Here is a 25,962-nt window from a genome sequence, read left to right as displayed (position 1 = left end):
GCCTCGCTTCGGGCCCTTCTACCGGGCCGGCCGGTGGGGAGGCCAGTCAACTTCCATAACGGATTATGACGGCCAAGGTTCACGGCGTGATGGCGGGTGGAAACCCTTCGATCCAGCCCGACTCCTGCGGCATGATGGGCGCGACGCCCGGGCGAGGAGGCCCGGGCCGGGGAGGCCCGCCATGATCGCCGCGCCGACGGAGGCCGTCACGCTACCGCTGCCGAGGACGCCCGCCGAGACGATCACGGTGCTGGCGCATTACCACCGGGCCGAGATCGCCCGCATGGCGGGCTGGCGCGACCGGATCGACCGCACCACCAACTGGGCGATCACCGTTATCGCGGCGATGCTGTCGGTCTCGCTCTCGACGCCGACGGCCCATCACGGCGTGCTCCTGTTCGCCATGCTGCTGGTGCTGCTGCTCCTCGGCATCGAGGCCCGGCGCTACCGCTTCTTCGACGTCTACCGCACCCGCGTGCGCCGGCTCGAGCGGCACTACTACGCCGAGGTCTTCGACCCCGGGGCCACGGCCGATCCCGGCTGGGCCCGGATGCTGGCCGAGGATCTGCGCCACCCGATGTTCCATATCGGCCTGCGGGAGGCCTTCGGCCGGCGGCTGCGGCGCAACTACGGCTGGATGTTCGGGATCCTGCTCCTCGCCTGGGTGCTGAAGATCACCTCCGCGCGCCTGCAGGATGCGGGACCCCGCCTCCCGGAGGCGGGCGCCGCCGAAACCGTCCACGGTCTTCCCGAGATCCTGGCCGGCGCCGGCCTCGGGCCGCTGCCGGGCTGGCTCGTGCTCGCGGCCGTGGCGTGCTTCTACGCCTGGCTCCTCGCCGCCGCCCTGCGCGCCGGCCGCCGCGACGAGGGGGACGGCGCGGTGCACGTGTGAGACTGGCGCGCCGTCGCGCGCGGGTGCGAGGGCGCTCCTCACCCCTTCGTTGGCTTGGCCCAGCCGGTCTTGGTCACCTGCCGGCCGCGGCCGATCGCGAGGCTGCCGGGCGGCACGTCGTCCGTGATGACCGACCCCGAGCCCACGAAGGCGCCGGCTCCGACCGTCACCGGCGCCACCAGCGCCGAGTTCGACCCCACGAAGGCGCCGGGTCCGATCACCGTGCGGTGCTTGTTCGCGCCGTCGTAGTTGCAGGTGATGGTGCCGGCCCCGAGATTGGCGCCCTCCCCCACCTCGGCGTCGCCGACGTAGGAGAGGTGGTTGACCTTGGCGCCCGCCCCGATCGCGGCGTTCTTCACCTCGACGAAGTTGCCGATGCGCGCGCCCTGCTCCAGCACCGCGCCGGGCCGCAGCCGGGCATAGGGCCCGATCTGGACGCCCGGCGCCAGGCGGGCCTGCTCCAGGTGCGAGAAGGCGTGCAGGGTGCAGCCGTCGCCGACGCTGACGCCGGGGCCGAACACCACGTGGGGCTCGACCACGACGTCGCGGCCGAGGACCGTGTCGTGGCTGAGGAACACCGTCTCGGGGGCGATCAGGGTGGCGCCGCCGAGCATGGCGCGGCGGCGCAGCCGGGTCTGCACTGCCGCCTCGGCGAGGCTGAGCTGCACCCGGTCGTTGACCCCCTGCGCCTCGGCCTCCGCCACCGGCACCACCGCGACCCGGTGCCCGTCCGCCACCGCGAGCGCCACGGCGTCGGGCAGGTAGTACTCGCCGCTGGCGTTGGCGTTGCCGATCCGCTCGAGCAGGCCGAGGGCGAGGGAGCCCGACAGCGCCATCAGGCCCGCATTGCACAGGGTGACGCGGCGCTCCGCCTCGCTCGCGTCCTTCTCCTCGCGGATCGCCGTCACCCGGCCGTCCTCGACCAGCACCCGTCCGTAGCCGGTGGGGTTCTCGCTCTCGAAGGCGAGCACCGCCACGGCGGCGCCCTGGCCGAGCGGCGCCCGCAGGCGCGCGTAGGTCTCGGGGCCGATCAGCGGCGTGTCGCCGAAGGCCACCATCACGTCGTCCGCCCCCGCCGCCAGGGCGTCGCGCGCCGCCAGGACCGCGTGGGCGGTGCCGAGGCGCTCGGCCTGTGGGTAGGTCTCGGCGCCCGGGAAGCCCGAGACGACCCGGGCGACGTCGTCGCGGCCGGGCTCGACCACCACGGCGATGCGTCCGGCCCCGGCCTCCGCGACCGCGGCGAGCACGTGGGCCAGCATCGGCCGCCCGGCGAGGGGGTGCAGCACCTTCGGCAGGGCGGAGCGCATCCGCGTGCCCTTGCCGGCGGCGAGCACGACGGCAAGGAGGGAGCGGGCCTCTGCGGGCTTCGGCGTCACGGTCATCGGCGGCCTGTCGTACTCTAGCGAGGGTTCGTTCGCGGCTGTCACGACCGTCTAGCCGATCGTCCCGCCGGGGCAAGCGCGCGGGCTCCTACCCCAGCGGCGCTCCGGCGGCGATTCTTAACCCCCGGTTCAGCCCGGATCGTGGTAAACGGCCGGCGTCCTTTCCCCTGAATCCGGCACGGTACCCCTTCTCCTGATGACGCAGCCTCCGACCGTTCCGCCCCCCCGCACAGCCATCGACCGACGCGCGGTGCTGGCGCTCGCCGGCGGCGGCCTCGCCTATGCCGGTGCGGCGGGCGCGCAGCCCGCGGAGCCGGCCACGCCCCTCTCGGACGGCCAGCGCTTCGATGCCGGCCAGGTGGTCGAGCTCGCCCGCGCGCTCGCGAAGAAGCCTTACGCGGCGCCCGCGGCCGACCTGCCCGACCCTTTCAACAACCTCACCTATGAGCAGTATATCGGCGTGCGGGCGCAAGCCCCGGCCCTGCTCTGGGCCGGCGAGGGCCGCGGCTTCGTGGTCGAGCCGCTGCACCGCGGCTTCGTGTTCACCACGCCCGTCGCCCTCCACGCCGTCGAGGACGGGGTGGTGCGCCGCATCGCCTACGACCGCAACCGCTTCACCTTCGGCAAGCTTAAGGCCCCCGACGAGGGGCGCGACCTCGGCTTCTCGGGCTTCCGGCTCTACGCCAGCTTCAACGGCGCGGCCCCGGCCGACTGCGCGATCTTCCAGGGTGCCTCGTTCTTCCGCGCGCTCGCCGCCGGGCAGAGCTACGGCGTCACCGCCCGCGCCCTCACCTTGAAGCCGGCCGAGGCGCGGGGCGAGGAATTCCCGCTGTTTCGCGCCTTCTGGCTCGAGCGGCCGGGGGCGGGCACCGGGCAGATCGTGATCCATGCCCTCGTCGATTCCGAGTCCGCCACCGCGGCCCTGCGCATGACCCTGCGGCCGGGCGAGGCCACCATCGTCGACGTCGAGGCGACGCTCTGCCCGCGCACGTCCCTCGAGCATGTCGGCATCGCCGGCATGACCGGCGCCTACCTGTTCGGCCCGACCGACCACCGCAACGTCGACGACGCGAGGCCCGCCGCCCACGAGTGCGACGGCCTCCAGATCCGCAACGGCTGGGGCGAGGCGATCTGGCGCCCGGTGCAGAATCCCGAGACGCTGCAGATCTCCGCCTTCCTCGACCAGGACCCGAAGGGCTTCGGCCTGGTCCAGCGCGACCGCGCCTACGCCGATTACCAGGACGACGTGCAGCGCTGGGAGAGGCGCCCGAGCCTTTGGGTCGAGCCCCTCGGCAGCTGGGGGCCGGACGTGCCGCAGCACGGCTGGGGCCCCGGCGCGGTCCAGCTCATCGAGATCCCGAGCGAGTCCGAGGTCAACGAGAACATCCTGGCCTATTGGCGGCCCAAGGACCCGGTCGCCAAGGAGACCGCCTTCAGCTACCGCCAGTTCTGGTGCTGGGCGGTGCCGGGGGCGCCGCCGCTCGCCGCCTGCACCGGCACCCGGGTCGGCAAGGGCGCGTCCGGCAAGCGCCGGCTGTTTCTCGTCGACTTCAACGGCGAGGCGCCCTTCGCCGAGGGGGCCGACCCGGGCTCCCTGCGGCTCGGCCTGCACGCCGCGCCCGGCAGCATCACCCGCCAGAGCCTCTACGCCTACCCGGAACGCAAGACCGTGCGGGCGGTGTTCGAGCTCGATCCGGGCAACGAGACCGCCAGCGAGCTGCGCCTGGTCGTCAAGGCCGGCGACAAACCCGTCAGTGAGACATGGCTGTACCGGTGGACCCCGTGACCTTCGCCCCCCTCCTCGATGAACCCCGCGACGCCGCGACCGAGGACGAGCCCGCCCCGACGATCCCGCCCGCGGTGCCGCCCGAGGCGCCCCTCGCCATGCCGGTGCAGGACCTGCGCCAGTGGTCGGAGGCGCAGGAGCACCGGGTGCCGGGCCGGCGGGCGCCCTGGGCCGCCCGCGCCTTCGTGTTCGGCGGCGGGGCCCTGCTCACCGCCTACGGCGCCGTCCAGATGTACGAGGTGGTCTCGGTCGCCGGCTCGACCACCTGGCTGCAGTGGCTGCTGCTCGCCCTCTTCACCCTCAACTTCTCGTGGATCGCGCTCGCCTTCACGTCGGGCCTCCTCGGCTTCCTGGCTCTCCTGCGCGAGCGCCTGAGGCGTGGCCGGCCGGCGACGCCGCCGGGCCCTCTCACCACCCGCACCGCCGTGGTGATGCCGGTCTACAACGAGGCCACGGCCCGCACCTTCGCGGCGGTCGAGGCGATCCGCGCATCGATCGAGGAGACCGGCGAGGGCGCGGCCTTCGACTACTGGATCCTGTCCGACTCGACCCAGGCCGATGCCTGGATCGCCGAGGAGCGGGCCTACCTCGCGCTTCGGTCGCGGCTGGGCGACGGTGCGCGCCTGTACTACCGCCACCGGCCGAAGAACCACCACCGCAAGGCCGGCAACATCGCGGACTTCGTCACCCGCTGGGGCGGCCGCTACGACCACATGCTGGTCCTCGACGCCGACAGCCTGATGAGCGGCGACTGCGTCGTGACGCTGGCCCGCGCCATGGAGGCCGACCCGGATTCCGGCATCATCCAGTCGCTGCCGCTCATCATCAACCGCAACACCCTGTTCGCCCGGGTGCAGCAATTCGCGGCCCGCATCTACGGCCCGGTGATCGCCACCGGCCTGTCGCTGTGGTCGGGCCGCGACGGCAACTACTGGGGCCACAACGCGATCATCCGGACGCGCGCCTTCGCGGCCCATTGCGGCCTGCCGGACCTGAGCGGCAAGCCGCCCTTCGGCGGCCACGTGCTCAGCCACGACTTCGTCGAGGCGGCGCTGATCCGCAGGGCCGGCTGGAGCGTGTACATGCTCCCGGATCTGCAGGGCTCCTACGAGGAGAGCCCGCCCTCGCTCATCGATATCGCGATCCGCGACCGGCGCTGGGCGCAGGGCAACCTGCAGCACAGCCGCATCATCGGCACGGCGGGGTTGAGGCTCGCCTCGCGCCAGCACTTCGCCACCGGCATCGCCGGCTACCTCGCCTCGCCGCTCTGGGCCGCGCAGCTCGTGGTCGGCATCGCGCTCGCCCTGCAGACCGCCTACATCCGGCCGGAATACTTCTCGAACGAGTTCCGCCTCTACCCCGTCTGGCCGCGCTTCGACCCCGTGCGCGCGCTCCAGCTGTTCGGGATCACCATGGGGATCCTGCTCGCCCCAAAACTCTTCGGCCTGATCCTCGGCCTTCTCGACGGTGCGGTGCGGCGGGCCTGCGGCGGGGGCTTGCGCCTCGTGCTCTCGGCCCTGATCGAGACCCTGCTCTCGGCCCTGATCGCCCCGATCGCCATGCTGGTCCAGTCCGGCTCGGTGATCCAGATCCTGCTCGGGCGCGACACCGGCTGGAACCCGCAGCGCCGGGACGACGGCTCGATCCCGTGGTCGGACATCGTGCGCCGGCACCGCTGGCACACGATCCTCGGCCTGGTGGCCGGCGTGTCGGCCTTCGCCATCGCGACCTCGCTGTTCCTCTGGATGTCGCCGACGATCCTCGGCCTCGTCCTGGCGATCCCGATCTCCTGGGCGAGCGGGCAGCTGGCCCTCGGCCTCGCCCTCAAGCGCGCCGGCCTGCTGATGACGCCGGAGGAGCGCGAGCCGCCGCCGATCGCCACCGCCGCCAGGGCGATCGAGGCGAGGAACGCCGCCCTCGGCTACGACGACGCGGATGGGCTGCGGGCCCTCCACGCCGATCCGGACCTCCAGGCCGGCCACCTCGCCTTCCTGCCCCCGGCGGAGCCCCGCCCCCGCGGCGCGCTCCAGCCCGACCACGTCATGGCCCAGGCCAAGGTCGTGGAGGCCGAGACCATCGACGAGGCGGCCGCCTGGCTGACCCCGAAAGAGAGGATGGTGCTGCTGCACGACCGGGCGCTGCTCGACCGGCTCGGCCGGCTGGGCGGGTGAGGCAGGCTTCCCTCTCCGGGTCTGGAACAGACCCGGAGAGGGGGCAGAGCGGCCTGCGACGCGCCGGTATTTCGTGCCGGGGTGAGCCGATCAGAGCCGGCACCGCATCAGCACGGCGGGGAAGCGGACGGCGTCGCCCATCGCGATCTCGCGTCGCTCAAGCCTGGAAAAACCGAGAGCCTGGTAGAACGGCTGAGCATTGAGGCTCGCGTAGCACTCGAAGACGCTGACGCCGCGGCTCCGGGCCTGCGCGCGGCAGGCCTCGAACAGGGACCGCCCGACACCGCGTCCTGTCCAACCCGGGTCCACGGCGAAGTGACGGATATGGCCGAGGCCTGGTTCGACCTCGCCGGTGCCGGGCCGTTCCGGCGTCCAGCCGCCGCAGCCGACGACATCGCCCGGCGTCTCCGCCAGATGAAAGCTGCCGGATGCAAGGAGGACTGGGTTTGCTCGCACCATCAGCGGCAGTGCGCGCACCAGGACATCCACCTCGTAGGCGGCTGCCATCAGGACCGGATAGCTGGCCGACAGCAAAGTCGTGACCGCTTCGGCGTCGGTCAGGTCGGCGCGACGTATCGTGAACGGCAGCGGCATGCGGTCAGTCCTCCTTGAGCACGACCGCACGGCCGTCCAGCTTCTCCCACTCCATGACCATGAACCACGGTACCCGCCGATAGCGCGCCACGGTCGCCGGGTCGCCGCCCTGCGGAACCGGCTCGTCGAAGTGCCTCAGAACCAGCCCCTGATCGAGCAGGAGGCCCATGGTGAGCGACAGCGGCCGGTGCCAGTTGCGGACGCGGATGCCGCGCCATTCGGCCCAGTCCGCCCGCTCGTCGAGGTAGCGGTCGAGGCTGAAGCGTCGGACCCCGTCGGCTTCCCCGCTCCACCCGCCGGCGCTGGCGAAGCTCGTGAGGTTGGCGACCAGGAGCGAGCCGCCGGGGGCGAGCACCCGGGCCATCTCGGGGATCGCCGTGCGGATGTCCGGGATGTCGATCAGCGTCAGGTAGCTGACGACGAGGTCGAAGGCGCCGTCCGCGAAGGGCAGCGCTTCGGCGCGGCCGGGGAGATACACGCCCTCCGGGTCGCGGATCCGGGCCTGGCGCAGCAGGGCGTCGGTGGGATCGATCCCGACGATTGCGATGCCGAGATCGCGCAGGCGGCGGCAGAAGCGGCCCTCGCCGCAGCCGACGTCGAGGGCGCGCCGGAAGCCCCGGCCCCGGATGCGCGCCAGCATCGGCGCGTCGAGCACGTGGGCGCGGCCGAAATCGCCGTCCTCGCCCATATCGGCGATCCAGGCCGCGGCGGAGTCGTCCCAACCATCGCTCATCGCGGCCTCGCGCAAGTCCCCTGGCGGCAGCATCTCGCATGCCGGCGCGCCGCCGACCACGCCCGACGTGACGAGTCGACGGCGCTCGATTATCGATAATTTCATGACGAGAGCGAAAGACGAACCGATCGCGGTGCGGATCAGCCGGGCCCTGGCCGAGCGCATCATCTCCGGCGCCCTCGCGGCGGGCTCCCGGCTGCGGCAGGACCATGTCGCGGCGGAGTTCGGCGCCAGCCACGTGCCGGTGCGCGAGGCGTTCCGCCGTCTTGAGGCGCAGGGGCTGGTGATGAGCGAGCCGCGGCGCGGCGTGCGGGTCGCCGGGTTCAGCCCGGAGGAGGTGCGCGAGGTCGCCGAGATGCGCGCTGCCCTCGAGGTGCTGGCGCTGCGCCACGCGGCCCCGCACCTCACCCCCGCCATCCTCGACCGGGCCGAGGCGGCGACCCGTGCCGGAGACCGCGCCGGCGACGTCCATGCCTGGGAGGAGGCCAACCGGAGCTTCCACCGCCTCATCCTCGTCCCCTGCGGCATGCCCCGGCTCCTGAAGGCGATCGACGACCTCCAGGCCGCCAGCGCCCGCTTCCTCTTCGCCGGCTGGCGCGCCGAGTGGGAGACGCCGACGGACCGCGATCACCGGGCGATCCTGGTCGCCCTGAGGGCCGGCGACGTCGATGCCGCGGCGGCCGTCCTCGCCCGGCACGTCCAGTGGGTCGGGCATCGCGCCGGACCGGCGCCACGCCGCGAGAGCTGACAGACATTTTATCTATTATTTTGCCGGACCATTGCGTCGAACGGGCAGGTGTGGATCTTTGGGCGTGCCGACCGGCATTTTTTATCTATAAAAATGGAGAAACCGATGACCACCGTCGTCACCGGTCGCGTGCCCTTGCGCGCGGCCCGACACGTCGCCCTCGTCGTCGCGGGCGTGCTCCTCGTGACCCTCGCGGCCAAGGTCAGTGTTCCGTTCTGGCCGGTGCCGATGACGCTGCAGACCCTCGCGGTCATGGCTCTCGCACTGGCGCTCGGCCCCCGCCTCGCCGTCGCGACGATGCTGGGCTACTTGGCGGCGGGTGCGGCCGGCGTGCCGGTCTTCTCCGGCACGCCGGAGCGCGGCCTCGGCCTGGCCTACATGGCGGGACCGACGGGCGGCTACCTGGCGGGCTACCTCGTCGCCGCCGGTCTGGTCGGCTGGCTCGCCGCCGGGCGCGGACTCCTCGGCCGGGTCGCCGCGATGCTGGTCAGCCTCGCGGTGGTCTACGGCTGCGGCCTCGCCTGGCTCGCTCTCTTCGTGCCGGCCGACCGTCTCGTCGCCCTCGGGCTCGCGCCCTTCCTCGTCGGCGACCTCGTCAAGGTCGGCCTCGTCGCGGCGGGCGCCGCCGCCCCGCCGGGGCTGCGCCGGATCCGCGCCCGATGAGCCCGCCGATGGAGGACGGGGCCGTCCGGCATGACTGGACGACCGAGGAGGTCGCGGCGCTCCACGACCTGCCGCTGCTCGAACTCGTCGGTCGGGCCAACGCCGTCCACCGGCGCTTCCACGATCCCAACTGGATCCGCAGGGCGAGCCTCCTGTCGGTGAAGACCGGCGGCTGCCCGGAGGATTGCGCCTACTGCCCGCAATCGGCGCATCACCGGGCGGTCGACCTGACGCGCGACCGGCTGATGGACCCGGCCCAGGTGCTGGCGCTCGCGGCCCGGGCCAAGGCGGCGGGCGCGGAGCGGTTCTGCATGGGGGCGGCCTGGAGGCAGGTGCGGGACGGCGCGGAGTTCGACGCGGTGGTGGCGATGGTCGAGGGCGTGCGCGCCCTCGGGATGGAGGCCTGCGTCACCCTCGGCATGCTGAAGGCCCACCAGGCCGCGCGCCTGGCGCAAGCCGGGCTGACGGCCTACAACCACAACCTCGATACCGGTCCGGACTTCTATGGGCGGATCGTCTCCACCCGCCGCTACGAGGACCGGCTCGACACCCTGGCGACGGTGCGGGAGGCCGGCATCGCGCTGTGCTGCGGCGGCATTCTCGGCATGGGCGAGACCATGGCGGACCGGGCCGCCCTGCTGCGGGTGCTGGCGGGGTTGACGCCGCACCCGGAGAGCGTGCCGATCAACGCCCTGGTGCCGGTGGAGGGAACGCCGCTGGCCGACCGCCCGCACATCGATCCCCTCGATGTGGTGCGCATGGTGGCGACGGCGCGCCTGGTCCTGCCGGCCTCGGTCCTGCGCCTGTCGGCGGGCCGGGCGCAGCTCGGTCGGGAGGCGCAGATCCTGTGCTTCCTCGCGGGGGCGAACTCGGTCTTCTCCGGCGAGACCCTGCTGACGACGCCGAACGCGGAGCGGGACGACGACGCGGCCCTCTTCGCCGCCCTGGCGCCCCGGCCCGGTGCCGCCGCGACCTGAAACCCCGTCCGGCGCCCGGTCGCAAGGTCCCGGCGGCACAGCACGGTTCGCGCCGCCGGGATCATCCAGTCCTCGACACGGCAATGTTTGCCGCGTCCGGCTTGCCGGCCGGACGCGGCGTGTCGTAGCCTTGCGACGTCATCGATTCGGGAGGACCTGATGAGCGTCACCGCCCATTTCATCTCGCCGATCCATCCCCAGGCCGTGATCGTCTCCCTCGCCGGCTATCTCGCCGCCGCGGTCATGTGCGCCGACAGGCGGGCTGCCCGACGCTAGGGCCTCAGGCCGCGAGCCGCAGGCGATCCTGCCGGTAGCTCTCCATCAGGGCGGCGGGGATCGAATCCAGCACGGCCTCCACGGCGGCCTCGCTCGCGAGCGTCCGGGCGAGCACCCGGGCCTCGTCGCGAGCCGCCTCGGCGTCGAAGCGGTTGAGCAGGGCCACGATAGCGTGCGCGTCGGCGAAGGGCAGGCGCTCGCAGGCGGTCACCGCCCGCTCGATCATCCGCCGCGACAGGGCCGGGGCGCTGCTCTCGCGCAGACCCGCATCCTCCTCGTGCCAGGCCGTCATCGCCCCCACGAAGGCGGGCTCGAGGGCCGGCGGCAGGCCGGCCCGGCGATAGAGCGCCGCCAGCCCGCTGCCGCGGGGATCGTGCAGGAGACCCGCCACCCGCTCGGCTGGTAGTCCCGAGAGGTTGGTCAGCGCCGCCTCGGTGAAGGCCATCCGGCCCGACAGCATCGCCCGCAGGATCAGCCCGGGGGTGAGCTGGCCGGCCTCGCGCAGGTAGGCGACGAGGCGGCGCAGGTCGGCTCTCCCCGAACCCTCGGCGAGCCCCAGGGTGGCGCGCTCCCGCGCCTCCCGGGTCACCCGCTCGCTGCGCTCCCGCGAGAGCCAGCCGCAGCCGCTCACGAAGTCCGACAACGCGCTGGCGAGGCGGGCGGTCACCGCCTGGCGCACGTCTAGCGGCAGGTCGGCGCGGGCGAGCAGGGCCTCGCGCAGCGCCGCGTCGTCGCCGTGGCGCTCGACCATCCGCAGGAGGCTGCCGCGGGTCAGCTGCGCGCCGGGATTGGCGGCGAGGGCCCGCAGGGCCGCGGCGCCGGCGATCTCCGCCAGCGCGCCGCAGAGCATGGCCGAGAGGTGCGGCCGGCCCGCGATGGCGATGCGGCCCGCCTCGTCGCCGACGGCGGCGCAATCGACGAGGTCGGCATCCGACAGGACCGGCGAGCGCGACAGCACCAGGCCGGCGATCTCCGGCTGATCCTGCGCCAGGGCCACCACCAGGCTGCGGGGCGCCTCGGCGGCGTTGGCGCAGGCCTCCGCCAGGGCCCGCCGGACCAGGGGCGACGGATCGTCGAGGAGCGCCGTGACGGCGGTCTTGGCCTCCCAGCGCGCCGCGGCGTCGAGGTTGGCGTAGAGGTAGGCCCGGGCCAGCGACGAGGCCGCCTCGGCCCGCCGGCCGGCGGATTCGTGCTGGGTCCAGAGCAGGAACTGGCGGATGACCATCGGCGCGGCTCCGTGACGGCGTCTCAGGACTGGATCGGCGAGGGCGGGCGGCCGGCGCGACCGCCGCCGTATTCCCGCGGGCGGGAGGGCGGCAGCGGCACGCCGCCCAGGAAGGTGTCCGCCGCCGGCGCGGTGGTGGCCGGCGCGGTCGCGGGCGCGGCGGAGGCCAGGACCGGCTCCTCGCTCGAGCGCGGGAAGTAGCTCGGCGCCGAGGCACCGCTGCTCCGGCCGCCCCACAGGCGGGCGACGCTGTCGGAGACGGGCCCGCGCCGGGCGTCGGTCTGGAAGAGCGAGCGCAGGCCGCTGCCGGCCTCCGGCGCGTAGGCCAGCGGCTCGGCGGCCGTCGCACCCTGGGCCACGGCCTGGGCCACAGCCTGGGCCGATGGCGTGCCGCCCGGGCTCGTGCCCAGCACGGCGTAGAGCTCCGAGGCGCTCCGCGCCCGGCCGGTACGGTCGTAGAACAGGCCGCGATTGGCGGCCGCCGCCTCCGGCAGGTCGGTGGCGGCCGCCCGCCCGGGCGCGCCCTCCGCGGCGCGGATCAGCGTCAGCGCGCCCCGCACGCCGAGGAGGTGGGCGGCGTAGAGGTCGGCCCGGTTCGGCGAGCGGCCGAGGGCGTCCGAGAGGGCGTCGGCGTTGCGGCGGGTCAGCGCCCCGGCCATGGCGGAGGCGATCTCCGGGTCCCGGCGCAGGTCGAGGATCGTCTGCCGGGCGGCCGGGTCGCTCACCGCATAGCCGCCGGAGGCGCGCGGCGTGATGGCGTCCGCATAGGCGCCGAGGCCGAGCGCCGGCCCGTCCTGCTTCATCACCCCGAGCCAGGTCTGCTCGATGAACTGAAACAGCCCGGTGGCGGAGGAGGTGCCGGCCTTGGCGGAGGGATTGAGGCTCGATTCGCGCTGCGCCGTCGAGAGCAGGTAGTCGAAGGCGGCGCCGGTCTTCTCGGCGCCCTGCCGGATCGCCTCGATCACCGGGTTGCCCGCGGCGGCGCGGCCGGTGGCGGCGGTCGCCTGGGTGGCGGCCCCCTGGCTGGCTTGTCCTCGGGAAGGCGTGCTGGTGAACAGGAACATGGCGGCCCGCCGGAGCGGCGCCGCGACGCGCGGGCCGGCTCTCTCATGGGCCCGAGGATGATGGCGTTATGGTAAAGGAAGCTTGAAGCGGACCGGGACGGGTGCGTCCCGCGCAAGGCCTTCCTGCGTCTCCCCCGGCTCGTGACCGCCAAACAGGGCCTCGAAATCCCGTCCGCCGTAGAACACGTTGGTGATCCGCACCCGGCCCGGCTCGACGCGGTAGGCGATCACGGCCACGCGCTCGAACGGCACGGTGCGCAGGCCGGGTTCCAGATCGTCGCGTGGGCGTCCCCCGCGCGGAGCGTCGCCGATGCGTTCGCAGCGATCCTTGATCCGCTGCACGAAGCCTTTGCTGGTTTTCAGATGGCGGCTGGCGCGTAGGACCACACGGAAGATGTCGCGCAGATCGGCCAGCGCCTCCGTCCGGTAGGTTACCGGCAGCCTATGCACGCTTGATCTCGTTCTCGGCCTCAGCCTCGGCGAACAGCGCATCCAGATCGGCCTGCACGTCGTCGCCGGTCAGATCGGGCCGGGGATCGTCCAGCGAACGGCGGATGCGGGCGCGGATGGCGTTCAAGCGCTCGGCATCCTCTTGGCGCCGGCGCTGCCAGAGGCGCACCGCGTCGCGCAGCACTTCGCTGGTGGAGGCGTACTCGCCCGCCGCGACGCTCTCGCGGATCGCGCGGAGCTGCTCGGCCGTCATGGTGATGCTGATCTTCTCAGCGGCTTGCATGATCGGACCCTTCGCAATGGTCACCCGTGACGGTAGCATAAAATCCTACCTGTGGGCGCATGTCACCTGTTGCGGCGTCACGTCTTCGGCGGGTTCGCGATCGACGACGCGAGCGCTCAGGGAAGAACCCTCCGGTCGCGGAAACGCCCGCGCAGGCGGGATGAACCTCGCGGGCCCGCCCCGCACCCCGGACAGCGCAGGGCGTCGACGCTCAGCGGCGCGGCACGTCGCCCCCGCCGGCTGGCCGGCGCATCTCGAAGCGCGCCTCGGGCTCGACGGTGAAGTAATCGAAGTAGCCGCCGCGCATGATCGGCCGCATCGCCCCGGTGTCGACCCGGCCCTCCGGCGTCACGAAGCGGTCGTCGATGTACATCGACACCACTTGGCCGATCACCATGAAGTAGGACGCCTCGCCTCCGCCGGCCGGCGTCAGCGGGATGGTCTGCAGCCACTTGCACTCGAGGGCGGCGGGAGAGGCCGCCACCCGGGGCGGGCGCACCTTGCGGGACGGCGCGGTGGCGAGGCCGGCGAAGTCGAACTCGCTCTCGCCCCGGGGCAGCGGCGCCGAGGTCTGGTTCATCGCATCCTTGAGCGCCAAGGTGGCGAAGCTGCAGACGAACTCGCCCCCCTCCTCCGCGAAGGTGAGCGCGTCCTTGCGGCCGAAGGAGGAGAACATCACCATCTCGGGGCTGTCCGCCACGCCGTTGAAGAACGAGTACGGCGAGAGGTTCAGCTGGCCCGAGGCGCCGATGGCGCTGACCCAGCCGATCGGGCGCGGCGCCACCAGGGCCTTGAACGGGTTGTGCGGCAGGGTGCGGGTCTCGGCGTCGTAATGCATCGGCGGCCCCGGTTGATGCTCAAGAACGGACGGCGGGCCCGCCGGCGCGGGCCGCCCGCCGCGCAGTAGAGCATCCCGGGGGGGCCGCGCCAGCCCGGCTCCGCTCAGTACCGGGTCACGATCTCGGAGAGCGCCGGCCGCGGCCGGTCGCTCGGCACCTCAGCGGCCCGGCCGACATGGACGAAGCCCGCCAGGCGCTCGGCCGGGTCGAGGCCCAGCGCGTCGAGCACCCGGCGGTCGTAGGCCATCCACTCGGTGAGCCAGGCGGTGCGGAAGCCCAGGGCATTGGCCGCCACGACGAGGTTCATCGTCGCCGCTCCGGCCGAGAGCACCTGCTCCCAGTCCGGGATCTTCACGTGCGGGCCGGCCCGCGACACCACGGCGATCACCAGCGGCGCGAGGCCGAGGCGCCCGGCCTCGAGGGCGAGGCGCTTGTCGTCGGCCTCCGGGTGGTCGGCCCGGTAGGCCTCGGCCACCACCCGGCCGATGCGGGCCTGCCCCTCGCCCTCGATCAGGATGAAGCGCCAGGGCGCGAGCTTGCCGTGGTCCGGCACCCGGGAGGCGGCGGAGAGGATGGCGTCGAGCTCGTCGGGGGTCGGGCCCGGGCCGGCGAGCTGCGCCGGCGGCACCGAGCGGCGGGTACGGAGAAGGTCGAGGGTTGCGTTCATCTCGGCTTCAGTGGCTTGAGCTACATCGAGCGGGACAGGTTGGCTGCGGTCGCGGCGACCGGTCGACTGCGGGAGTGGCCCCGGCTGCCGGTGAGGCAGGCGTCCGTTGCCATCCTGACGTCCCGATCACCCCTTTAAGCACCTTTCCGACCCGGACGGCCACGGCCGGGCGTGACGACGAGTAGCCGGACCAGCCGGAGCCGAGGACGCCGACTGCACCATGACGCGCAATCCCGCCCCCCTCGCCCTGCCCCATCCCTGGACCTCCCGGGAGTTCTGGCTCGCCCTCGCCGCCGTGATGCTGTTCTGGGCCGCCGCCGCCGCGATCTGGCCCCTCAACGGCGCGGTGGTGCCGTGGGATTCCAAGAACCACTTCTACCCCATGCTGCGCTACCTCGGCGCGGCGCTGGCCAACGGCGAATTGCCGCTCTGGAACCCCTACCACTTCGCCGGCCACCCCTCGGTCGCCGATCCGCAATCGCTCCTCTTCACGCCGACCATGCTGTTCTTCGCGTGGCTCGATCCCTCGCCGTCGATGGAGCTGTTCGACGCGGTGGTGTTCGCCCACCTGATCCCGGGCGCGGTCGCGACCCTGCTGCTGTTCCGCCGCCGGGGCTGGCACCCGGTCGGCGCGGTCGCGGCCGCGATGGTGTTCGTGCTCGGCGGCTCGGCTTCGGCCCGGCTGCAGCACACCGGCATGATCATCTCCTACGGCTTCGTGCCCCTGGCCTGGTGGCTCCTGGAGGAGGCGCTCGCCCGCCGCTCCTACGCCTACGGCCTCGCCTTCGCGGTGGTGGCCGCCGCGATGACGGTGGGGCGCGACCAGGTTGCCTTCCTGTGCGGCCTCAGCCTGATCGGAGTCGCGGTCCACGCCGTGCTGACCGCGCCGGCGCCGCTCCTCTACCTGCGCGGGCGCCTCGGCGTGCTCGCCGTGATGGGGCTGGTCGGCGGGGCGCTGCTGGCGGTGCCCTCGCTCCTCACCATGCAGTTCCTGATGACCTCGACCCGGCCGTCCTTCGGCTACGGCGCGGCCATCATGGGCTCGCTGCCGCCCTCGAGCTTCGCCACCGCGCTGTTCGCCGACGTGTTCGGCTCGCTGCGCTGGACCTACGACTACTGGGGCCCGGACTGGCAGTCGATGGACGGCAACACCTGGACTGACCGGGCGGTGAACTACCTCTTCGCCGGCACCCTGCCGGCGGTGCTGATCCTCTGGCACGGGGTGGCGGGCGGGCGCCTCGCCGCCCGGGAGATCCGCTACCCGGTCATCGTGCTCGCCGCCGCCGTGCTCTACGCCCTCGGGCGCTACACCCCGCTCTTCGCCCCGATCTTCGACCACGTCCCGGGCGTCGATCTCTATCGCCGGCCCGCCGACGCCACCTTCGTCATCAACATCGGCATCGCGCTCACCGCCGGATACCTCGTCCACCGCTACGTGACGGAGGGCGCGCCCCGGCTGTGGTCCGCCGCCGCGGGCCGTGGCGCGGCGGCACGGGCCGCCCTGACCGCCCTCGCCCTGCCCGCCCTGGCGCTCGCAGCCCTCGGCGGTGTCCTCTTCGTCTCCTACGCCTACGCGGCCAAGGCCCAGCACCTGGCGGACGCCCTGCGCGACGGCCTGATCGGCACCGCGATCGCCGCCGTCGTGGCGGCCGTGCTGCTGCGCGCCGGCCCGCGCCGGCGGGCGCTGGCGGCGTCCTGCCTCGTCGCGATCCTCGGCGCCGAGCTGGTCTGGCGCAATGCCGGCTCCTCCCTCAACGCCGAGCCGGCGGGCCGCTACGCGGTGTTCCAGCAGTTGCCGCCGGAGCAGCTCCAGGGCCTGACGCTGCTGAAGGCCGAGCTCGACGCCCGCCACGCCAAGGGCGAGCACCCGCGGGTCGAGATCCTCGGCCTCGGCGGGGCCTGGCAGAACGCCTCGATGGTGCTCGGGCTCGAGGACACGATCGGCTACAACCCCCTGCGGCTCGCCGATTACGAACGCGCCGTCGGCCCCGGCGAGAACGCCGCCGACCCGAACCTGCGCCAGTTCCCCGGCCTGTTCCGCGGCTACCGCTCGCGCCTCGCGAGCCTGCTCGGCCTCGAATACCTCGTGCTCGACCGGCCGGCCGAGCGCCTGCCGCGGCACTTCCCGCAGCTGACCGGCGCGAAGCTCCTCTACGGCTCCGGCTCGATGTGGATCTACCGCCTCGACCCGGCCAAGCCCCGGGCCTACCTGGCCACCCGCCTGGTGCCGGTGGATTCCGAGAGCGTGCTCAGCCAGGACGAGCTGCCGGAATTCGAGGGCAGCGAGACCGCGCTGGTCGACCAGGAGAGCGTGCCGCGGATCAGGGGCGAGTTCGGCCTCAAGGACCCCGCCGCCCCGGTGACGGCGGCCAAGGGCACGGCGACGATCCTCGCCTACCGCCGCAATGTCGTCACCGTGGAGGTCGAGACCGACCGCGACAGCGTGCTGGTGCTGCACGACATCTTCTATCCGGGCTGGCAGGCCCGGGTCGACGGCACCCGCCGCCCGATCCTGCGCACCAACCTGCTCTTCCGCGGGGTGGAAGTGCCGGCGGGCAAGCACGTGGTCGAGTTCCGGTTCCGCCCGCTCTCGGTCGGCAACCTGATGGCGGCGGCGAGCGAACTCCTGGCGAGGGACGACGATGCGGGCGAGACGGCGGTTCGGTGAGGCCCTGGCGCTGCTGGCGCTCTCGGGCGGCCCTGCCCTGGCGCAGGCCCCCGCCGAGGCCAGCCTCTCCTTGCGGGCGGTGCTGACCAGCGAGGCCAAGCCCCTGCGTGGCGGCCTGACCTGGCGGATCTACGAGGACCGGCCGGAGGGCGGCAAGCCGGTGGTGCTCGCCCGCTCCGAGGAGGCGCAGCCGATCTTCCGGCTGCCCCCCGGCACCTACCTCGCCAACGTCACCTACGGCTTCGTCAGCACCTCCAAGCGCGTGACCCTGGGGTCCGGGACGGCGAGCGACCAGCTCACGGTCAACGCCGGGGCGCTGCGCCTCGCCGGTGCGGTCGGCGACGCGAAGATCCAGCCGGGACAGCTCGCCTTCGCGGTCTTCGTGCCGATCGGCAACAACCCGGAGGGGCGGCTCGTCCGCGACGGTGTCAAGGCCGGCGAGGTCGTGCGCCTGCCCGAGGGCACCTACCACGTCGTCTCGACCTGGGGCGATTCCAACGCGATCCAGCGCGCCGACCTGAAGGTCGAGAACGGCCGCCTTACCGACGCGACCCTGAACCACCGTGCCGCCACCGTGACCCTGAAGCTCGTCGCCGCTCCCGGCACCGAGGCCTTCGCGGGCACTGCCTTCAGCGTGCTCACCCCCGGCGGCGACACGATCCGGGAGGCGATCGGCGCCTTCCCGCAGGTGACCCTGGCGGAGGGCGAGTACCAGCTCATCGCCCGTCACGACGGCAAGGTCTACACCCAGGACTTCAAGGTCGAGAGCGGGATCGACCGCGACATCGAGGCGATCGCCAAGGATCCGTGACCGGACCACCGCCGCCCGCCCCGCCTCGGCCGGTGCTGCGGCAAGACCAGTCCATCACGCGACGCGCCCCGCACTTCCGGAGGGTCATCGGATAGGCATTCGAGCCTATCCGATTCGATTATCAGTGTTTTAACATCCTGACGCTACGGTGCCCGGCATGCGACGCGTGCTGGACCTTCTCCGTGACATCAAGGGATCGACGGCGGTCGAGTTCGCCCTCGTCGGCGCGCTGTTCATCACGGCCCTGCTGTTCACGATGGTCGTCGCCCAGCTCCTCTACTTCAACCAGCAGCTCGATTTCGCCACCGAGCAGGCGTCGAGGCAGATCATTGTCGGCCGTGCCCAGTCGCAGTCGCCGCCGGTCTCCCTCGCGAGCTTCACGACGGCCCTGTGCGAGTACCTGCCCGCCGCGATGTCCTGCGACGACGTCATCGTCAACCTCTACGTCGTGAACAAGGCGGCCCAGCCCGGCGGCTACTACGCCTACGCCAATTCCGACATGAGCGGCCTGAAGCTGCCGACGCTGACGGCCGGTGGCGGCCAGTTCAACCTCGGCACCAGCGGCGACTACCAGTACCTGCAGGTCATCTACCCGGTCACCTTCGTGCCCGCCCTGCTGACGGACTGGCTGAGCAGCGGAACGACGTACAAGGGCAAGGCGGCGTACCTCATCGTCTCCACCGCCGCCTTCCGCAATGAACAGTTCTGATGAGCGCCGCGCCCGCCCGCCCACGCCGCGCCGCGAGGCCGTTCCCCGGCCTGACCAGGCTTGCAGCGGCAGGTGGGGTCGGCGCGCGGATCCGGCGCTTCCGGGCGGCCGAGGACGGGCTCGCCGCGGTCGAGCTCGCGCTCATCCTGCCCGTGCTGCTGGCCCTGATGCTCGGGGGCTTCCAGCTCGTCGCCTACATCAATGCGATGCGCAAGATCGACCTCGTCGTGCGGTCGATCAGCCAGATGCTGTCCCAGGTGGCGCCCCCGGCCAACTCGACCTCGACCGTCGGGCTCGTCACCGCCGCCGACCTGCATTTCAGCTACGACGCGGCCCTGGTGCTGTTCCCCTACCTGATGGCCGACGGCAAGCGTCAGGGCAAGGAGTGGTGGCAGGTCATCACGATCAACTACGCGGGCATCCAGTTCACGCAGCAGGCGACGAACTGCACCAACAGCAGCGACCTAAGCGCCTGCTACACGGCCGATGTCGTCTGGACCAGCACCGGCACCACGCAGCCGGCGGATGGGGCGGCCTACCGGCCCTGCGGCGTGGCGCAGACGCCCGCCGACAACTCCGCGGCCCCGAGCCGGTCCGCCCTGCCGCGCTCCGTCTTCGGACCCGCCTCGCTGATCGTGATCGACGTGGTGTTCACCTTCACGCCGACCTTCGGCGCGCAGTTCTTCCCGCCGGTGCGGATCGCGCGGTCGGCCTACGTCCAGCCGCGCTACGCCACCCTCGTCAACTACGACACCACCAACAGCGACGGAATGGCCAAGAGATGTCCCGGTTTCTAAGTTGCGCCGGCCGCCTTGCCGCAGCGGCGAAGTCCCTGTGGAAGGACCGCGACGGCGGCATCGCCATCCTGTTCGGCCTCAGCCTGGTCCCGCTCGTCGGCCTCGTCGGATTCGGGGTCGATTACGGCATGGCGGTCAACAGCAGGGCCCAGCTCGACCGCGCGGCGGACGCCGCGGCGCTCGCTGCTGTCGTGACCGCCAAGTCCTACGTGGCCGCCAATTCGTCCCAGAGCGACGTGATGACCGCCGCCGTCAACGCCGGCAAGACCCAGGCCGTCAACACCTTCAACGTCAACATCGGCAACGTCCCGCTGACGAGCGTGTCGCTGCAGCCGCCGCAGGTGAAGCTCGTCGGGCAGACGCTCAGCTCGTCGATCACCTACACGGCGACGATCCAGAACAGCTTCGGGAAGCTGTTCATGGTGCCGACGACGACGGTGACCAACACGGTCACGGCCGAGGCCGACCTGCCGAGCTACCTTGACTTCTACCTGATGGTCGACGTGTCGGGCTCGATGGGACTGCCCTCGACCGAGGCCGGCATGACGCAGCTGGCCAAGAATAACGACGACATGTTCGGGGATTACAAGCAGAATTGCCAGTTCGCCTGCCACTTCCCCGGCAACAAGGGCTGGGGCCTGGCGGCGGGCAAGATCCAGCTGCGGTCGGACGCGGTGAACAACGCGGTCTGCGCGCTGATCCAGCGGGCCTCGTTCCCGGTCGTGCCCGGCCAGTACCGGATCGGCATCTATCCGTTCATCAACCAGCTCGCGACGCTCGCTCCCCTGACCAGCGACGTGGCCTCCCTGAAGACCGCCGCCCAGTGCTCCCTCGGCTGGCCGCTCGCCTTCACCAACCTCCTCGATACCGGCACGACGCAGCTCTACACCGGCAACGATCCGACCACCGGCACAGGCTCCGGCGGCACCCATTTCGAGAATGCCTTCCCCCAGATGAAGACGATCGTGGGCCAGAACGGCTACGGGAACGGCTCGACCAGCTCCGCCCGCAAGCCGTTCATCTTCCTCGTCACCGACGGGATGCAGAACGGGCAGAACTTCTTCACCGCGAAGGACGGCAAGACCGCCTATCCGGGCAGCCCGTCGAAGTTCAAGGGCTACGCGGACGCGTGGTGGGACGGCTCGAAGCCGTCCCAGATCGACCCTGCCAACTGCAAGGCCCTGAAGGACGCCGGGGCGACGATCTCGATCCTCTACATCCCCTACAACAAGATCACCTTCGTCGATAAGGGCGGCGTCGTCGCCGACGAGAACACGAAGGTCAACAAGTTCAGCCCGACCCTGGCCACGCCGCTGCAGGCCTGCGCCTCGCCGGGCTACTTCCGCACCGCCGATTCGCCGGAGAACATCACTGCTGCCTTGAACGCGATGTTCGAGCAGGCGCTGAAGGTCGCCCGCCTCACGCAGTGAGCCTTGTTTCGCCAAATTGAGGACGGTCCGGGCCGAACCTGCGACCGCCTCAAGGATCGCCGTTTCCTCGGCGGCGCCTTGAGCGGGACTGTGAGACGCCGTTCCGCTGGAGGCTTTCGTGTTCCTCCAGCGTTCTCACCGCCGGACGGGGCCCGCTTCGGCGCCGGCCGAGCGGTGCTCAGGTCCCGTCTCCAACGAGACCGGCGCCCGATCGGGGATGCGATCGGGCGCCGGCTCCATTTCAGGCTGCACCGGGCGTCGTCCGCCCGGGCGTGATTACGGCACAGGCGCCTGCCCGTGATGCGAGTCGAGCGTCGCCTCCGCGCTCGGCACGCTGCTGGCTACGGCCTGCGCCCGGCGCAAGTCCGGGAAGGTCGCCTCGGCCACCAGCTCGGCGAGCGCCTGGTCGAGGGGCAGGGTGCGGCTCTGCGGGCTGCCGAGCCGGCGGATCGAGACGGTGCGCTCCTCGCCCTCCTTGCGGCCGACGACCAGCATCACCGCCACCTTGGCGTGGGAATGCTCGCGGACCTTGTAGTTGATCTTCTCGTTGCGAAGATCGGCCTCGGCCCGCAGGCCTGCGGCGCCGGCGGCCTTCAGCACCTCGCGGGCGTAAGGGTCCGCCTCGCCGGTGATCGTCGCCACCACGACCTGGAGCGGCGCCAGCCAGAGCGGGAAGTGGCCGGCGAAGTGCTCGATCAGGATGCCGGTGTAGCGCTCCATCGAGCCGCAGATCGCGCGGTGGACCATCACGGGCGTCTTCTTCTGCCCGTCGGCATCGACGAAGAAGGCGCCGAACCGCTCGGGCAGGTTGAAGTCGACTTGCGTGGTGCCGCACTGCCAGTCGCGGCCGATGGCGTCGCGCAGCACGTACTCGAATTTCGGCCCGTAGAAGGCGCCCTCCCCCGGGTTGATCGCGGTCTTGATCCGTCCGCCGGACTGCTCCTCGATCTGAGCGAGCACCCGGGTCATCACCTCCTCGGCGTGGTCCCACAGGGCGTCCGAGCCGACGCGCTTCTCGGGCCGCGTCGAGAGCTTCACCACGATCTCGTCGAAGCCGAAATCGGCGTAGGTCGAGAGGATCAGGTCGTTGATCTTCAGGCACTCGGCGGCGAGCTGGTCCTCGGTGCAGAAGACGTGGGCGTCGTCCTGGGTGAAGGCGCGCACCCGCATCAGCCCGTGCAGGGCGCCCGAGGGCTCGTAGCGCGACACCGACCCGAATTCGGCGAGCCGCAGCGGCAGGTCGCGGTACGACTTCAGGCCGTGCTTGAAGATCTGCACGTGGCCGGGGCAGTTCATCGGCTTGATCGCGAAGACGCGCTCGTCCTCGGTCTTCGTGACGAACATGTTCTCCCGGTACCAGTCCCAGTGGCCCGAGGTCTCCCACAGGGCCTTGTCGAGGATCTGCGGGGCGTTGACCTCCTGGTAGTCGCCCTTCAGGCGCCGGCGCATGTAGGCGATCAGGGCCTGGAACAGGGTCCAGCCCTTCGGGTGCCAGAACACCACGCCCGGCCCCTCCTCCTGGAAGTGGAAGAGGTCCATCTCGCGCCCCAGCCGCCGGTGGTCGCGGCGCTCGGCCTCGGCCAGGCGGTTGAGGTAGGCGTCGAGGTCCCCTTGCGAGGCCCAGGCCGTGCCGTAGATGCGGCTCAGCATCGGCTTCGTCGAATCGCCGCGCCAGTAGGCGCCGGCCACCTTCATCAGCTTGAAGGCGGTGCCGACCTTGCCCGTCGAGGTCATGTGCGGGCCGCGGCAGAGGTCGAACCACTCGCCCTGGCGGTAGATCCGCAGGTCCTCGCCCGGCGGGATCGCGTCGACGAGCTCGACCTTGAACGCCTCGCCCTTCTCCTCAAACAGCTGGCGCACGTCGTCGCGCGCCCAGACCTCCTTGGTGAAGGGGGCGTCGCGGGCGATGATCTCGCGCATCCGCGCCTCGATCGCCGGGAAATCCTCCGGCGAGAACGGGGTCTCGCGGTGGAAGTCGTAGTAGAAGCCGTTCTCGATCACCGGGCCGATCGTGACCTGGGTCTCCGGCCACAGCGACTGCACCGCCTCGGCCAGCACGTGGGCGCAATCGTGCCGAATCAGCTCGAGGGCGCGCGGGTCAGTGCGGTCGAGGAACTCGATGCGGGAATCCTCCGCGATCGTGTCGTCGAGGTCACGCACGGTGCCGTCGAGAGCCATGGCGACGGTGCGCTTGGCCAGCGACTTCGCGATGCCTTCGACGACGGTGCGGCCGGTCACGGCGCCGTCGAAGGACCGCGTGGCGCCATCGGGAAATGTCAGGATCGGCATGGGATCGTTTGAAGACTCCTCGGGGCTCACTCCTGCGCACGGTGCAGGTAAGCCGGGTGGTGGATGATGTCCGGCGGGCACCGAAGGCCGCGCGCCGGACGGGTGCCGTCATAGCAGCGATGGCGCGAAATGACAGTCACACCCTGACGCCGTCGCCTTCATGCGGCGCCAGGCGCCTCAGCCGTCGACGCCCTCGCAGAGCGGCGGCGGGGCGTTGACCCCGCGCCAGCGGCCATAGGCCCAGGGGCGGTGCCAGGCGGAGCCCGGCGGTCGCACCTCCGGCACGAGGTCGATGCCGTGGGTGCCGAAGGGGCCGCAGCGGCAGATCCGGGCAAGGCCCATCCAGCCGCCCGCCCACAGGCCGTGGCGCTGGATCGCCTCGTCGGTATAGGCGGAGCAGGACGGCCAGTGCCGGCACTGGCGCCCGACGAGCCCCGACAGGGAGAGCTGGTAGCCGCGGATGGCGAGGTGCGCCGCGCGGCGGGTCGGGCTCACGCCGGCACCGCCTCCCCCTTCGCTTCCCCTTCGGCCTCGCCCTTGGCGGCGATCTGGTCGAGGGCGTCGACCACGGCGTCGAAGGTGAGCAGGGTCGAGGCGTGGCGCGCCTTGAAGTCCCGCACCGGCTCCAGCACCGCGAAGTCGGCGAACTTCCCCTCCGGCGCCGGTCCGCCCTCCTTCAGCATCCGGCGCACCGCGTCGCGAAGTGAGCGCAACTCCGTCGCGGTGGACCCGACCGCGTGGCGGGCCATCAGCGAGGACGCGGCCTGGCCGAGCGCGCAGGCTTTCACGTCGTGGGCGAAGTCGGTCACGGTGCCGCCGTCGGTGACGAGATCGACCGTCACGGTCGAGCCGCACAGCTTCGAGTGCTTGGACGCGCTCGCCTCCGGGGCCGGCAACCGGCCGAGGCGCGGGATATCCGCCGCGAGGGTGAGGATGCGGGCGTTGTAGATGTCGTCGAGCATGGCGGTCGTACTTTGGACGAGAGGGGCCGTGGGACGGACGAATCGGGCTTGACCGGGTGGGGTCGACTTTGGCTTGACGGGGGGATGGTCGGGCGTGCGGTGACCTGCTGCGCGCCCGGTGCATTGCGTGGCCGGGCCGGACCCACGATATAGGCGCCGTTGCCCGGCTCCGCGAGGCGCGGCCGGATCGGGGCGCATCTCAATCCCCGGCATGGCTGCCCGTATCCTGAGCAGTCGGGAGGCTGGGCAGCCGGGACCTTGGAGGCGTGATGGATGCGGTGCTGAAGTCCTTGTCGGTCCGGGCCCCGGAGGCGGCCGACAAGCGCAGCGACGCCCCCCGGCCGGAGCGCGTCACCGAGCGGCCGACCCGCCAGGAGGCCGAGGCCGCCGTGCGCACCCTGCTGCGCTGGGCCGGCGACGACCCGGAGCGCGAGGGCCTGCGCGAGACGCCGCAGCGGGTGGTGAAGGCCTACGAGCAGATCTTTGGCGGCTACCGCCAGGACGCGGATGCCATCCTCGACCGGGTGTTCGAGGAGGTCGAGGGCTATTCCGACATCGTGCTGGTGCGCGACATCGCCTTCCACTCCCATTGCGAGCACCACATGGTGCCGTTCATGGGGAAGGCCCACATCGCCTACTACCCCCGCCGCGGCGTCGTCGGCCTGTCGAAGCTCGCCCGCGTCGTCGATGCCTTCGCCCGCCGGCTCCAGACCCAGGAGACGATGACGGCGCAGATCGCCGAGACGATCGATTCGGTGCTGCATCCCCGCGGCGTCGCCGTGATGGTCGAGGCCGAGCACCTGTGCATGGCGATGCGTGGCGTCCAGAAATCCGGCGTCTCGACCATCACCACCCAGTTCACCGGCGTGTTCAAGCAGGACCCGACCGAGCAGGTCCGCTTCCTCACCCTGGTGCGCGACCGGCGATGAACCCGCTTCCCGTCTTCCCCCCTCCCGGCGCGAAGCGCGACCTCGAGGAGGGCGAGACCTTCACGCCCCGCTTCGGCGCCGACGGGCTGATCACCGCGCTCGCGGTCGATGCCGACAGCGGCGCGGTGCTGATGCTCGCCCACATGAACGCCGAGTCCCTCGCGCGGACGCTCGCCACCGGCGAGGTCTGGTACTGGTCGCGCTCGCGGGGTGAACTCTGGCACAAGGGCGCCACCAGCGGGCAGATCCAGACCCTCGTTGAGATGCGGGTCGATTGCGACCAGGACGCGCTCCTGCTGCGGGTGCGCGTCGGCGGCGATGGCGGCTGCTGCCACACCGGGCGGCGGGACTGCTTCTATCGCGGTGTGGCTTACGACGCGGAGAGCGGGGCGGTGACGCTGGTTCCTCGCGCTTCGTAGAGCATGGACGTGTAACCCTCTCTCCCGCGGAGGGACGGGTTCACTGGGCGTCGCGGGTCAGGGCAATCGGGTGAAGTGTCATGGGGCAACGAGCCTGACGAGGTAGTCGTCGTCCCAGCCTGCGGTTTTGAGGGCGAGGCGCATGGAATCCTTTCCTTTTTTGCGGGCTGCGACGTTCACCGCGATGTGGCGGACCGT

General features: G+C 71.9%; 25 protein-coding genes. 13 read left to right on the top strand and 12 right to left on the bottom strand.

The features are described from left to right. The first annotated feature begins 181 nt into the window (after window positions 1-181). Window positions 182-892, top strand: coding sequence for a DUF2270 domain-containing protein (locus VQ02_RS04965; RefSeq protein WP_048443055.1), 711 nt, complete (start codon window positions 182-184; stop codon window positions 890-892). 38 nt (window positions 893-930) lie between these two features. On the opposite strand, the gene glmU is transcribed toward VQ02_RS04965, so the two are convergent. After that, entirely contained in the window at window positions 931-2,274 is a 1,344-nt protein-coding gene (glmU, locus tag VQ02_RS04960) for a bifunctional UDP-N-acetylglucosamine diphosphorylase/glucosamine-1-phosphate N-acetyltransferase GlmU (protein WP_048443054.1), read from the bottom strand. A 196-nt stretch (window positions 2,275-2,470) separates the two neighbouring features. Between glmU and VQ02_RS04955 the strand changes: the two genes are divergently transcribed. Together VQ02_RS04955 and mdoH are read left to right on the top strand one after the other, a co-directional pair. After that, entirely contained in the window at window positions 2,471-4,060 is a 1,590-nt protein-coding gene (locus VQ02_RS04955) for an OpgD/OpgG family glucan biosynthesis protein (RefSeq protein ID WP_048443053.1), read from the top strand. A 98-nt stretch (window positions 4,061-4,158) separates the two neighbouring features. After that, window positions 4,159-6,231: a glucans biosynthesis glucosyltransferase MdoH gene (gene mdoH / locus VQ02_RS04950; RefSeq protein ID WP_245239630.1), complete on the top strand. Its 2,073-nt coding sequence runs from the start codon at window positions 4,159-4,161 to the stop codon at window positions 6,229-6,231. A 90-nt stretch (window positions 6,232-6,321) separates the two neighbouring features. Here mdoH and VQ02_RS04945 read toward each other — a convergent pair whose 3' ends face one another. Together VQ02_RS04945 and VQ02_RS04940 are read right to left on the bottom strand one after the other, a co-directional pair. Continuing rightward, on the bottom strand, window positions 6,322-6,825 hold the full coding sequence (locus VQ02_RS04945) for a GNAT family N-acetyltransferase (RefSeq protein ID WP_048443052.1): 504 nt from the start codon (window positions 6,823-6,825) through the stop codon (window positions 6,322-6,324). Window positions 6,826-6,829: 4 nt separating this feature from the next. Beyond that, window positions 6,830-7,558, bottom strand: coding sequence for a class I SAM-dependent methyltransferase (locus VQ02_RS04940; RefSeq protein ID WP_048443069.1), 729 nt, complete (start codon window positions 7,556-7,558; stop codon window positions 6,830-6,832). Window positions 7,559-7,661: 103 nt separating this feature from the next. Between VQ02_RS04940 and VQ02_RS04935 the strand changes: the two genes are divergently transcribed. The 3 genes from VQ02_RS04935 to bioB all read left to right on the top strand — a co-directional run bounded on the left by VQ02_RS04935 (window position 7,662) and on the right by bioB (window position 9,946). Next, entirely contained in the window at window positions 7,662-8,306 is a 645-nt protein-coding gene (locus VQ02_RS04935; protein ID WP_048443051.1) for a GntR family transcriptional regulator, read from the top strand. 105 nt (window positions 8,307-8,411) lie between these two features. Then, entirely contained in the window at window positions 8,412-8,969 is a 558-nt protein-coding gene (locus VQ02_RS04930) for a biotin transporter BioY (RefSeq protein ID WP_048443050.1), read from the top strand. Further along, window positions 8,966-9,946, top strand: a complete 981-nt coding sequence (bioB, locus tag VQ02_RS04925; RefSeq protein WP_048443049.1) for a biotin synthase BioB — start codon at window positions 8,966-8,968, stop codon at window positions 9,944-9,946. The genes VQ02_RS04930 and bioB overlap by 4 nt, the downstream gene beginning before the upstream one ends. Window positions 9,947-10,226: 280 nt before the next feature. Here the strand turns inward: bioB and VQ02_RS04920 are convergent, their stop codons facing one another. From VQ02_RS04920 to VQ02_RS04895, 6 genes are all read right to left on the bottom strand, one after another. After that, window positions 10,227-11,447, bottom strand: coding sequence for a DUF2336 domain-containing protein (locus VQ02_RS04920; protein WP_048443048.1), 1,221 nt, complete (start codon window positions 11,445-11,447; stop codon window positions 10,227-10,229). A 23-nt stretch (window positions 11,448-11,470) separates the two neighbouring features. After that, window positions 11,471-12,511 carry a transglycosylase SLT domain-containing protein gene (locus tag VQ02_RS04915; protein WP_053080232.1) on the bottom strand — a complete coding sequence of 347 codons (1,041 nt, stop codon included), beginning with the start codon at window positions 12,509-12,511 and terminating at the stop codon, window positions 11,471-11,473. A 66-nt stretch (window positions 12,512-12,577) separates the two neighbouring features. After that, entirely contained in the window at window positions 12,578-12,961 is a 384-nt protein-coding gene (locus VQ02_RS04910; RefSeq protein WP_048443047.1) for a type II toxin-antitoxin system RelE/ParE family toxin, read from the bottom strand. Continuing rightward, a complete protein-coding gene (locus VQ02_RS04905; protein ID WP_048443068.1) occupies window positions 12,954-13,244 on the bottom strand; it encodes a ribbon-helix-helix domain-containing protein in 291 nt (96 codons plus the stop codon). Before VQ02_RS04905 ends, VQ02_RS04910 begins: the two co-directional genes overlap by 8 nt. A 211-nt stretch (window positions 13,245-13,455) precedes the next feature. Beyond that, window positions 13,456-14,082 carry a flavin reductase family protein gene (locus VQ02_RS04900; protein ID WP_048443046.1) on the bottom strand — a complete coding sequence of 209 codons (627 nt, stop codon included), beginning with the start codon at window positions 14,080-14,082 and terminating at the stop codon, window positions 13,456-13,458. A 104-nt stretch (window positions 14,083-14,186) separates the two neighbouring features. Beyond that, window positions 14,187-14,750, bottom strand: coding sequence for a nitroreductase family protein (locus tag VQ02_RS04895; RefSeq protein WP_048443045.1), 564 nt, complete (start codon window positions 14,748-14,750; stop codon window positions 14,187-14,189). 220 nt (window positions 14,751-14,970) lie between these two features. On the opposite strand from VQ02_RS04895, the gene VQ02_RS04890 reads away from it, so the two are divergent. The 5 genes from VQ02_RS04890 (at window position 14,971) to VQ02_RS04870 (ending at window position 21,165) form a co-directional block, all read left to right on the top strand. Continuing rightward, window positions 14,971-17,418 carry a glycosyltransferase family protein gene (locus VQ02_RS04890; protein WP_048443044.1) on the top strand — a complete coding sequence of 816 codons (2,448 nt, stop codon included), beginning with the start codon at window positions 14,971-14,973 and terminating at the stop codon, window positions 17,416-17,418. Next, window positions 17,393-18,229 (top strand): transporter family protein, encoded by an 837-nt coding sequence (locus tag VQ02_RS04885; protein WP_048443043.1) that lies wholly within the window; start codon window positions 17,393-17,395, stop codon window positions 18,227-18,229. The genes VQ02_RS04890 and VQ02_RS04885 overlap by 26 nt, the downstream gene beginning before the upstream one ends. A 157-nt stretch (window positions 18,230-18,386) precedes the next feature. Further along, the gene (locus VQ02_RS04880) at window positions 18,387-18,938 is read left to right on the top strand and encodes a TadE/TadG family type IV pilus assembly protein (protein WP_048443042.1); all 552 of its coding nucleotides are present in this window, start codon (window positions 18,387-18,389) and stop codon (window positions 18,936-18,938) included. After that, window positions 18,938-19,735, top strand: coding sequence for a TadE/TadG family type IV pilus assembly protein (locus tag VQ02_RS04875; RefSeq protein ID WP_083469057.1), 798 nt, complete (start codon window positions 18,938-18,940; stop codon window positions 19,733-19,735). The genes VQ02_RS04880 and VQ02_RS04875 overlap by 1 nt, the downstream gene beginning before the upstream one ends. Then, window positions 19,720-21,165 carry a TadE/TadG family type IV pilus assembly protein gene (locus VQ02_RS04870; RefSeq protein WP_048443041.1) on the top strand — a complete coding sequence of 482 codons (1,446 nt, stop codon included), beginning with the start codon at window positions 19,720-19,722 and terminating at the stop codon, window positions 21,163-21,165. The genes VQ02_RS04875 and VQ02_RS04870 overlap by 16 nt, the downstream gene beginning before the upstream one ends. Before the next feature lie 276 nt (window positions 21,166-21,441). Here VQ02_RS04870 and thrS read toward each other — a convergent pair whose 3' ends face one another. From thrS to VQ02_RS04855, 3 genes are all read right to left on the bottom strand, one after another. Further along, window positions 21,442-23,454, bottom strand: a complete 2,013-nt coding sequence (gene thrS / locus VQ02_RS04865; protein WP_048443040.1) for a threonine--tRNA ligase — start codon at window positions 23,452-23,454, stop codon at window positions 21,442-21,444. A gap of 177 nt (window positions 23,455-23,631) precedes the next feature. Further along, a complete protein-coding gene (yidD, locus tag VQ02_RS04860) occupies window positions 23,632-23,949 on the bottom strand; it encodes a membrane protein insertion efficiency factor YidD (RefSeq protein ID WP_048443039.1) in 318 nt (105 codons plus the stop codon). Beyond that, complete coding sequence (locus tag VQ02_RS04855) at window positions 23,946-24,416, bottom strand: iron-sulfur cluster assembly scaffold protein (protein WP_048443038.1); 471 nt, start codon at window positions 24,414-24,416, stop codon at window positions 23,946-23,948. Before VQ02_RS04855 ends, yidD begins: the two co-directional genes overlap by 4 nt. Window positions 24,417-24,685: 269 nt before the next feature. On the opposite strand from VQ02_RS04855, the gene folE reads away from it, so the two are divergent. Both folE and hisI read left to right on the top strand, forming a co-directional pair. Further along, a complete protein-coding gene (folE, locus tag VQ02_RS04850; RefSeq protein WP_048443037.1) occupies window positions 24,686-25,345 on the top strand; it encodes a GTP cyclohydrolase I FolE in 660 nt (219 codons plus the stop codon). After that, window positions 25,342-25,764 (top strand): phosphoribosyl-AMP cyclohydrolase, encoded by a 423-nt coding sequence (gene hisI, locus VQ02_RS04845; RefSeq protein ID WP_048443036.1) that lies wholly within the window; start codon window positions 25,342-25,344, stop codon window positions 25,762-25,764. The genes folE and hisI overlap by 4 nt, the downstream gene beginning before the upstream one ends. Window positions 25,765-25,962: the final 198 nt, after the last annotated feature.

The sequence above is a fragment of the Methylobacterium variabile genome, assembly GCF_001043975.1.
Taxonomy (GTDB): domain Bacteria; phylum Pseudomonadota; class Alphaproteobacteria; order Rhizobiales; family Beijerinckiaceae; genus Methylobacterium; species Methylobacterium variabile.
The sequence above is the reverse complement of the archived record's forward strand: the minus strand, read 5'-3'. Positions and strand labels throughout refer to the sequence as shown.

Coding starts and splice junctions, on each gene's coding strand:
- VQ02_RS04965 (WP_048443055.1), top strand. CDS start 182: ATGATCGCCGCGCCGACGGAGGCCGTCACGCTACCGCTGCCGAGGACG.
- glmU (WP_048443054.1), bottom strand. CDS start 2,274: ATGACCGTGACGCCGAAGCCCGCAGAGGCCCGCTCCCTCCTTGCCGTC.
- VQ02_RS04955 (WP_048443053.1), top strand. CDS start 2,471: ATGACGCAGCCTCCGACCGTTCCGCCCCCCCGCACAGCCATCGACCGA.
- mdoH (WP_245239630.1), top strand. CDS start 4,159: ATGCCGGTGCAGGACCTGCGCCAGTGGTCGGAGGCGCAGGAGCACCGG.
- VQ02_RS04945 (WP_048443052.1), bottom strand. CDS start 6,825: ATGCCGCTGCCGTTCACGATACGTCGCGCCGACCTGACCGACGCCGAA.
- VQ02_RS04940 (WP_048443069.1), bottom strand. CDS start 7,558: ATGAGCGATGGTTGGGACGACTCCGCCGCGGCCTGGATCGCCGATATG.
- VQ02_RS04935 (WP_048443051.1), top strand. CDS start 7,662: ATGACGAGAGCGAAAGACGAACCGATCGCGGTGCGGATCAGCCGGGCC.
- VQ02_RS04930 (WP_048443050.1), top strand. CDS start 8,412: ATGACCACCGTCGTCACCGGTCGCGTGCCCTTGCGCGCGGCCCGACAC.
- bioB (WP_048443049.1), top strand. CDS start 8,966: ATGAGCCCGCCGATGGAGGACGGGGCCGTCCGGCATGACTGGACGACC.
- VQ02_RS04920 (WP_048443048.1), bottom strand. CDS start 11,447: ATGGTCATCCGCCAGTTCCTGCTCTGGACCCAGCACGAATCCGCCGGC.
- VQ02_RS04915 (WP_053080232.1), bottom strand. CDS start 12,511: ATGTTCCTGTTCACCAGCACGCCTTCCCGAGGACAAGCCAGCCAGGGG.
- VQ02_RS04905 (WP_048443068.1), bottom strand. CDS start 13,244: ATGCAAGCCGCTGAGAAGATCAGCATCACCATGACGGCCGAGCAGCTC.
- VQ02_RS04900 (WP_048443046.1), bottom strand. CDS start 14,082: ATGCATTACGACGCCGAGACCCGCACCCTGCCGCACAACCCGTTCAAG.
- VQ02_RS04895 (WP_048443045.1), bottom strand. CDS start 14,750: ATGAACGCAACCCTCGACCTTCTCCGTACCCGCCGCTCGGTGCCGCCG.
- VQ02_RS04890 (WP_048443044.1), top strand. CDS start 14,971: ATGACGCGCAATCCCGCCCCCCTCGCCCTGCCCCATCCCTGGACCTCC.
- VQ02_RS04885 (WP_048443043.1), top strand. CDS start 17,393: ATGCGGGCGAGACGGCGGTTCGGTGAGGCCCTGGCGCTGCTGGCGCTC.
- VQ02_RS04880 (WP_048443042.1), top strand. CDS start 18,387: ATGCGACGCGTGCTGGACCTTCTCCGTGACATCAAGGGATCGACGGCG.
- VQ02_RS04875 (WP_083469057.1), top strand. CDS start 18,938: ATGAGCGCCGCGCCCGCCCGCCCACGCCGCGCCGCGAGGCCGTTCCCC.
- VQ02_RS04870 (WP_048443041.1), top strand. CDS start 19,720: ATGTCCCGGTTTCTAAGTTGCGCCGGCCGCCTTGCCGCAGCGGCGAAG.
- thrS (WP_048443040.1), bottom strand. CDS start 23,454: ATGCCGATCCTGACATTTCCCGATGGCGCCACGCGGTCCTTCGACGGC.
- VQ02_RS04855 (WP_048443038.1), bottom strand. CDS start 24,416: ATGCTCGACGACATCTACAACGCCCGCATCCTCACCCTCGCGGCGGAT.
- folE (WP_048443037.1), top strand. CDS start 24,686: ATGGATGCGGTGCTGAAGTCCTTGTCGGTCCGGGCCCCGGAGGCGGCC.
- hisI (WP_048443036.1), top strand. CDS start 25,342: ATGAACCCGCTTCCCGTCTTCCCCCCTCCCGGCGCGAAGCGCGACCTC.